At 48.6% G+C, this 7,262-nt stretch carries 11 protein-coding genes and 2 tRNA genes; 3 read left to right on the forward strand and 10 right to left on the reverse strand.

The window, feature by feature from the left end; translation table 11 throughout:
• Positions 1-47: 47 nt before the first annotated feature.
• Both ACHA8N_RS16465 and ACHA8N_RS16470 read right to left on the reverse strand, forming a co-directional pair.
• Positions 48-641 carry a flavin reductase family protein gene (locus ACHA8N_RS16465; protein ID WP_393966356.1) on the reverse strand — a complete coding sequence of 198 codons (594 nt, stop codon included), beginning with the start codon at positions 639-641 and terminating at the stop codon, positions 48-50.
• A 23-nt stretch (positions 642-664) separates the two neighbouring features.
• On the reverse strand, positions 665-1,063 hold the full coding sequence (locus tag ACHA8N_RS16470; protein WP_026831818.1) for a DoxX family protein: 399 nt from the start codon (positions 1,061-1,063) through the stop codon (positions 665-667).
• Between the two features lie 183 nt (positions 1,064-1,246).
• Between ACHA8N_RS16470 and ACHA8N_RS16475 the strand changes: the two genes are divergently transcribed.
• Both ACHA8N_RS16475 and ACHA8N_RS16480 read left to right on the forward strand, forming a co-directional pair.
• Complete coding sequence (locus ACHA8N_RS16475) at positions 1,247-1,567, forward strand: winged helix-turn-helix transcriptional regulator (RefSeq protein WP_012371654.1); 321 nt, start codon at positions 1,247-1,249, stop codon at positions 1,565-1,567.
• A 106-nt stretch (positions 1,568-1,673) separates the two neighbouring features.
• Positions 1,674-2,129, forward strand: a complete 456-nt coding sequence (locus tag ACHA8N_RS16480; protein ID WP_393966357.1) for a flavodoxin — start codon at positions 1,674-1,676, stop codon at positions 2,127-2,129.
• 18 nt (positions 2,130-2,147) lie between these two features.
• Here the strand turns inward: ACHA8N_RS16480 and ACHA8N_RS16485 are convergent, their stop codons facing one another.
• Positions 2,148-2,801 (reverse strand): TVP38/TMEM64 family protein, encoded by a 654-nt coding sequence (locus ACHA8N_RS16485; protein WP_147510175.1) that lies wholly within the window; start codon positions 2,799-2,801, stop codon positions 2,148-2,150.
• A 158-nt stretch (positions 2,802-2,959) separates the two neighbouring features.
• On the opposite strand from ACHA8N_RS16485, the gene ACHA8N_RS16490 reads away from it, so the two are divergent.
• Positions 2,960-3,625, forward strand: a complete 666-nt coding sequence (locus ACHA8N_RS16490; protein ID WP_147510174.1) for a haloacid dehalogenase type II — start codon at positions 2,960-2,962, stop codon at positions 3,623-3,625.
• Between the two features lie 45 nt (positions 3,626-3,670).
• Here ACHA8N_RS16490 and ACHA8N_RS16495 read toward each other — a convergent pair whose 3' ends face one another.
• The 7 genes from ACHA8N_RS16495 to ACHA8N_RS16525 form a co-directional block, all read right to left on the reverse strand.
• On the reverse strand, positions 3,671-4,240 hold the full coding sequence (locus ACHA8N_RS16495) for a hypothetical protein (protein ID WP_393966358.1): 570 nt from the start codon (positions 4,238-4,240) through the stop codon (positions 3,671-3,673).
• A gap of 30 nt (positions 4,241-4,270) precedes the next feature.
• Positions 4,271-5,278, reverse strand: coding sequence for a tRNA (adenosine(37)-N6)-threonylcarbamoyltransferase complex transferase subunit TsaD (tsaD, locus tag ACHA8N_RS16500; protein ID WP_393966359.1), 1,008 nt, complete (start codon positions 5,276-5,278; stop codon positions 4,271-4,273).
• Positions 5,275-5,733, reverse strand: a complete 459-nt coding sequence (gene rimI / locus ACHA8N_RS16505; RefSeq protein ID WP_393966360.1) for a ribosomal protein S18-alanine N-acetyltransferase — start codon at positions 5,731-5,733, stop codon at positions 5,275-5,277. The genes tsaD and rimI overlap by 4 nt, the downstream gene beginning before the upstream one ends.
• Positions 5,726-6,379 (reverse strand): tRNA (adenosine(37)-N6)-threonylcarbamoyltransferase complex dimerization subunit type 1 TsaB, encoded by a 654-nt coding sequence (gene tsaB / locus ACHA8N_RS16510; protein ID WP_147510170.1) that lies wholly within the window; start codon positions 6,377-6,379, stop codon positions 5,726-5,728. The genes rimI and tsaB overlap by 8 nt, the downstream gene beginning before the upstream one ends.
• Positions 6,376-6,822, reverse strand: a complete 447-nt coding sequence (gene tsaE, locus ACHA8N_RS16515) for a tRNA (adenosine(37)-N6)-threonylcarbamoyltransferase complex ATPase subunit type 1 TsaE (protein ID WP_147510169.1) — start codon at positions 6,820-6,822, stop codon at positions 6,376-6,378. Before tsaE ends, tsaB begins: the two co-directional genes overlap by 4 nt.
• 107 nt (positions 6,823-6,929) lie before the next feature.
• Positions 6,930-7,006 (reverse strand) — tRNA-Met (locus ACHA8N_RS16520).
• A gap of 33 nt (positions 7,007-7,039) precedes the next feature.
• A tRNA-Met gene (locus ACHA8N_RS16525) sits at positions 7,040-7,116 on the reverse strand.
• Positions 7,117-7,262: the final 146 nt, after the last annotated feature.

The raw sequence follows: 7,262 nt of genomic DNA on the forward strand, positions 1-7,262 counted from the left end.
AAGCGGATATCGAATCTGCTTTCCTCGTCTATTGGTATGGCGTTGTCTTATTTCGTAGGACGTGCAATCGTGAAGATGTCACCAATCTTGGCGTAATCATTTCCCGCGAGACGGGCAATCGCGCCTAAACCGTCGGCATCAATCCGGAACGAGTCTACGAGTTCATCCGCGACATGGTACCGTACGACTTCACCGATCAATAAATCAGCTGCCTCCAGATCAACGTGTTGTGTCAGTTTCAGTTCAAAGCGAATCTTCGCTTCCGCAACTGCCGGGACGTCAATCAAATCACTGTCGATCAACGTTAGATTCGTCCGCTCCAGTTCACTTTCACCGTAAGCGAGCGGGGCTGCCGTTTCGTTGACCGCTTCGACAATCTCTTCACTGACGATATGGATGACATACTCCTGATTGAGTAAGATATTTTTGGCCGTATCCTTTTCCCCTTGATCCGTCTTTTGGACTGCGATCAATAATTGCGGCGGATGGCTTGAGGCGACCGTGAAAAACGAAAACGGCGCAGCGTTAATCGTTCCGTCCGCACCTTTTGTCGTCACGAAGGCAATCGGTCGCGGGATGATGCTCCCGATCAACAATTTATAATTTTCTTTTGGACTGAGTGACTGTGGATCAAACTTCATTGTTCATTACCCGCTTTCTCTGATCACCCGAGCATGGCTGCGAGCGAATAGTCTCCAGCACCAATCAATGCGACGCCGAGGGCGATGACGATCAGGGCCATGTTGTATTCGTACCCGTTCTGTGTGACCCAGTAACCATTTTGACCGTGGACCTTGATGATGGCGATGAGCATCGATCCGATGATCAAGGCGGCAGCGAACCATAAGAACAAACCACCGGCAAACAACAAACCACCGACCAGTTCCGCTAGTCCTGCCGTAATTGCAAGTGTTTTACCCGGTTTCATGCCGATTGACTCGAACCAGCCACCCGTCCCTGCAATGCCATGCCCTCCGAACCAACCAAACAGTTTTTGTGTCCCGTGTGCCGCAAATGTTAATCCAATCACCAATCGAATAAGAAATAATCCTAAATCCATCATCTTGATCAAAACTCCTTTTACTTAATGTTTTTTAATTACTTTTTGTAACCTAAATACGACTATAAACTAATACTTACTAAAAGTAAATAGATTTGTTTTTGTTCTTTTTGTTACATTAAGTAAAATGATTCGATTTTTTTAGTGGAAGCGGGTATACTACAAGTATAGAAAGGATGAGTGCTGATGGAAGAGACATTGATTCCGACTGCCCTTTGTCCGAAAGTCGAACATGCCTTTGAAATTTTGGGCAAGAAGTGGACGGGCTTGATTTTACGTCATCTCATGACGAAGACCTGTCGTTTCAACGAAATTCAAGATGCGATTCCGGAGTTATCTGGTCGTATGTTAACGGAGCGCATGAAGGAACTTGAGGCGGAAGGTATTGTCATCCGGACCGTCATTCCGGAACGTCCGATTAAAATTCAATACAGTTTGACTGACAAAGGTCGTCAGCTTGAACCTGTCATTCGTTCAATCGAAGAATGGGCCGAGCTCCAAGACTGACATAAAAAGTCTCTCCGTTCAGGGGAGACTTTTTATTTACGTTTGTATTGAGAACGATTATCAATTAAACTAAAGAGGTTCACATCTTGGAGAAAGGATGATTCAGATGAACATCATGATTGGTTTTGTCAGCATGTCCGGCAACACAGAAGACATCGTACAGATCTTGCAGTCGGAACTCGAGCGCAAGGGCTGTGCGGTTCACATACAAGAGCTCGATCAGTTATACCCGTCCGACTTTTCCAAGTATGATGCCGTTTTACTCGGCTCCTACACGTGGGGGGACGGCGATTTGCCGTATGAAGCAGAAGACTTCGTCGAGGAGTTGGGGGAAAGTACGTTAAACGGTTTAGCCGCTGCCGCCTTTGGTTCCGGTGACCTCGATTATCCCAAATACTGTGCAGCCGTCGATACATTGGAACAGACGCTTGCGTCCGCCGGCGCAACGATCGTCGTTCCCGGGCTGAAGATTGAGTTTGATCCAAATACACCCGAGAAACAAGCCGCCTGCCGCACGTTCGCAAGTGAATTTTTCGTCCGGGCACAACGGCTTCACGCTTAACTGGAAAGAACCTCGACTTCAGCCGAGGTTCTTTTTTGCTTTCCAGCGTTTTTGGAGATACCAAGGAACAATTGTCAAGACAAGAAAGACGACAATCGCACCGATGATGATTTGCGGATCTTTCGAGACGATACTGCTGCCTAAAAAGTTATAGGCAAATGTCCCGGGGATGATTCCGATCAGCGTTGCCAGGAAGAAGGACAGCAAACGGACTTTCGACAGTCCTGCTGCATAGCTGATCAAATCGAAGTTGAAAATCGGAAGCAGACGGAAGATCAATACATAGATGAATCCATTTTTTTCGAGTTGCTGCTGAATCTGTTCGATTTTTCCGGCACTCGCCTTCTCCTTAATCAATCCACTCCCGAGCTTTCGCGCAACTAAAAAAGCTACGACAGCACCGAGTGTCGCTCCGATGACGGTGTAAAGCGTCCCAAGCCAGGCACCAAAGGCCAGTCCACCGGTAATCGACAGGACCGATGCAGGAAAGAAAATCAACGGGCGAATCGTATAGAGAAGAATATACAAAATCGGCGCCCACATTCCGAACGATAAAATCCACTCCTTGATGTCTGTCGGACGGATGTTGAGATACGAACGACTGAACCAGATCAGTCCGCTGATGATCAGGACAAGCAAAAGAATTCGAATGATTTTTTGTTGGTGTGTCATTATAGGTCACATATTCCTTCCTGTACTACTCGTCTTTTTTACCTGTTCCCGAATCCGGCTCGCGTCACGCCTCGGCTCCCTCCTCGAATATGTGTTTCAACGACGTTGGTTTTCGGGAACTGTGTAAAGAGAACAGAAAAGCCAGAAAGGTGATCAAAATGACACAACCAATTAAAGCCTTAGTCTTTGATGTGTACGGGACCTTATTCGATGTCCATTCCGTCAAAGTAAAAGCAGAAGAACTGTATCCGGGACACGGGGAAGCCATCAGCCAGGCCTGGCGCCAAAAGCAACTCGAGTACTCGTTTTTACGCCAGTTGAACGGACAATACGTTCCGTTCAGTCAAGTGACGCGTGACGCACTTCGGTATGCCTTGCTCCAACTCAAACTGCATGTCACGGAAGAACATATTGCTGACTTGATGGAGGTCTATTTGCAACTCGACCATTACCCGGAAGTCGATGCCGTCCTCCGACAGATGGGGGATAAACAACTGGCGGTCTTCTCAAACGGCTCACACGATATGCTCGATCCGTTGATGGAACAGTCCGGACTGGCCGAACGATTCGACCATATCATCAGCGTCGATGACATCAAACAATATAAACCGACTCCGGCATCCTACATGCATGCCCTCAACACACTGGGGCTGAAACGGGAAGACGTCCTGTTCATGTCGTCGAACGGCTGGGACATCACCGGTGCCAAAAGTTTTGGTTTTCGGACAGCATGGATCAATCGGGCAGGTCTGCCGGTCGAAGAGTTGAATCTCGATCCGGACAGCATTTACGATGACTTAACGGGTCTACTCGAATGGAAATGAGAAAAGCGGCGTTCTCCCAAGGTTTGTGGGAGAACACCGCTTCTTTTAATAGTTCGCAAGACGCGAGAAACCTTTTTTAAAGAGATCCAGCTTCAAACCACCGTCTTTCTCGATGAAAAACAGGTATTCTTTTTGATCGGTATCTTTATAAAAGACCTTATAGAGCATCAGCGTTCGTTTTTTATTGTTCTCACTGGCCACGACCTGGTGCTTCGAGATGACCTCCGCTTGGATTTGTTCCGCGTCGAGTCGGTCGATCATCGGTTGGAAGGATTTCTTTTCCTGATCCGTCGCCGGCTTGCCTGGTGCGATCGTAAAGAAGTCATCACTCGCTTTATTCGTCAGACCGTATTTCCGGTCGACCAACACAACGTTCTTCAATTCACCGTTAACGGTCTGATCGAACGCATACAGCTTCTCAATCCGTGTCTGTTCGCCTTCCGCACGACCAATTTCGTACAGGGGCTGCTGTTTCGTATTCGCTTCAACTGCTTTTTTATCTGGTACGAGCTCTTCTTTATAGGCGATTTGGTACGCATCGACGATTTCCCGAATCTGTAAACCGATTGCGACAATGACGAGCACACCTAATAACGCGATGATGACTTTTTTCATTCCGTTTTTCCCCCATGTCTCTCGAATTCCTTACTTTAAATCTAGCCCAGGTTCGGCATTCATGGCAAGTGTCGATTGGCGGCCGGCCCGATATGGATGAATGGCGGCCGCTCCGATCATCGCGGCATTGTCACCGCATAAGTGCATCGGCGGGATGACGAGCTCAATCCCTTCACGTTGACAAGCTTCTGTCAATCCTGTTCGCAGTCCGCGGTTTGCCGCAACACCACCCGCGACAAGCAACTGTTTGCCGCCCTTTTCTTTGACGGCACGAATCGCTTTCGTAACGAGCACTTCAACGACGCTCGCTTGAAAACTGGCTGCCAAGTCTTCCGGAATGATGACCTCTCCGCGTTGTTCGGCGTTATGAACAGCATTGATGACAGAAGATTTTAAGCCACTGAAACTAAAGTCGTACGACTCTTTTTCAAGCCAAATGCGCGGGAAATGGAACGTATCCTGACCGGTTTGCGCCAGTTGATCAATTCGGGGACCACCTGGATAAGGAAGTTTCAAGGTCCGTGCCACTTTGTCATACGCTTCTCCGGCTGCATCATCACGGGTTTCACCGATTACTTCGTAGACGCCGTCTTCCGGCATATAAATCAATTCCGTATGTCCCCCTGAAGCAATCAAACAGACGAGTGGAAAGTGGAGCTCTTGTTCCAAACGGTTGGCATAGATGTGACCTGCGATGTGGTGAACACCAATCAATGGTTTACTGTGAGCGAAAGCCAATGCTTTTGCCGCGCTGACACCGACGAGGAGGGCACCGACCAGTCCCGGACCTTCCGTAACGGCAATCGCATCGATGTCATCAATCGTGACACCGGCTTCCGTTAACGCATCATCAATGACATACGTGATCCGTTCCACATGATGACGGGAAGCGACTTCCGGCACGACCCCGCCAAAACGTTTATGACTCTCGATTTGAGACGAGACGACATTCGAGAGTACATCCGTCCCCCCGCGCACGACAGCCGCAGCTGTCTCGTCACAACTTGATTCAATTGCTAATATCAACGGTTGTGTCATAGCTTGTCTCCTTCTAGTTCCAACCAATAGATGGCTGCATCTTCATTATTGTCCTGATAATAACGCTTCCGTGTCCCGGCGTATAAAAAACCAAGCTTTTCATACAAGGTACGCGCCGGTGAATTTGAAACGCGCACTTCGAGTGTCATCGCCCGTAACCCAAGCTGTTTGGCCTCCGCGATCAACGCAACGAGCAGGGCTTCTCCGATTCCCGTGCCACGCGCTGCCTGTTTGACGGCAACGTTTGTAATATGACCCTCATCCGCAATGTGCCACAGTCCGGCAAACCCGATGATTTCTTCTGTTTCTGCGACCAAATAATAGGCGTTCGGATTTTGCGTCATTTCTGCAACAAATGCTTCCAGTGTCCACGGCGTCGCAAAGGATTCCAGTTCTACGGCATGTACACCCGGTGCGTCCACAACCGTCATTTTTCGAATGCAGACATTAGTCATGGCGTTGTGCCTCAATCCATTTGGCTTCTGCTTCCGCAAGACGCAGGTAACGTGGTTCAAAAGCATGGGCTTCGACAGGCTGCCGGGTCGCTCCGAGCAATGCCAGAACACCGGCACGTGGGGCACGGAATGCCGGATCAACGATGACAAACGGTTCCAGTTCCGATACGAACTTGTCCACGTCTCCTGTTACTTGCGTATCCGCCGGCAGATTTTTGACGAAATCTGCGACCAATGTATGTTGCTCTTCTCCGACCAACTGACCGTTTTCATATAGACCAACGAAGCCGGTTCCCCGGCGGGCGTCTTGAATCGCTACGATACGTCCGGTTGAACCGGCGGATGCTGCCATCAGTTCAAGCGTTGACACAGGAACCAGCTCGATTCCTAATGTGTATGCCAATGTTTTGGCCGTTGTTGCCCCAATCCGGAGACCAGTATACGAACCGGGTCCATCAGCAATGACGACACGTGTCAGATCGCGCGGCGACCAGCGGACTTCCTGCATCATACGCTCAAGCAACGGCATCAATTTGGTTGCATGGTTCAAAGACGTCACATAAGAGGCTTCCGCCAAAATCTGTTTGCCGTCCGATAACGCAACAGACAGTTGTTTCGTCGATGTATCAATCGCTACGATTTTCATTGATTTAACCCCTCACATAGTTGGATGTACTGCTCACCGATCGGCTCAAGCAAAAAACGACGCGAGTCATCGCCTGTCCGTTCAATCGTGATCGCAAGGCGTTCGGGTGGAAGGACATCAGAAATCAATTCCGACCATTCGACGACAGCGACTCCACCTCCGTTTAAATATTCTTCAAGACCGATGTCATCTCCGCCTTCAAGACGGTAGACATCCATATGATACAGCGGCAATCGTCCAGTGTAGACCTTCATGATCGTAAACGTCGGACTGTTGACGTTTCGGGTAACACCCAGTCCCTTCGCGAATCCTTGGGTGAAGGTTGTTTTTCCTGCCCCTAAGTCCCCGTCCAGCGTCACGACCATCCCTTCGAAGGCACGGTGTCCCAGCTCAACAGCGAGAGCCGTCGTCTGTTCGAGGCTCGTCATTTCAAGTTTTATCATCTGTGTCCCTCCTCCTTTTCTCTTACTCCATTGTACCGAACAAAAAAGACAAAAAAAAATACGAAACGCTGAACGTTTCGTAGTAAAGTTGAAGTTAAGTTTAAAATTGGTTGCGGGGGCCGGATTTGAACCGACGACCTTTGGGTTATGAGCCCAACGAGCTACCAGACTGCTCCACCCCGCGACGATAAACGTTTCGGATTTGAATTATAAAAATTGGTTGCGGGGGCCGGATTTGAACCGACGACCTTTGGGTTATGAGCCCAACGAGCTACCAGACTGCTCCACCCCGCGATGATATAACGTTTCGACAGATATTAATATAACATGTACTTTAAAAAAAGACAAGTCTTATTTCATTTTCTTATTGTTTTTCTTAAAAGAACTTATACTAACATCATTTTTGAGACTTCTTTTTATAGAGAAAAACCGACCTGCAT

The organism is Exiguobacterium sp. S22-S28, from assembly GCF_043359615.1.
Classification (GTDB): domain Bacteria; phylum Bacillota; class Bacilli; order Exiguobacteriales; family Exiguobacteriaceae; genus Exiguobacterium_A.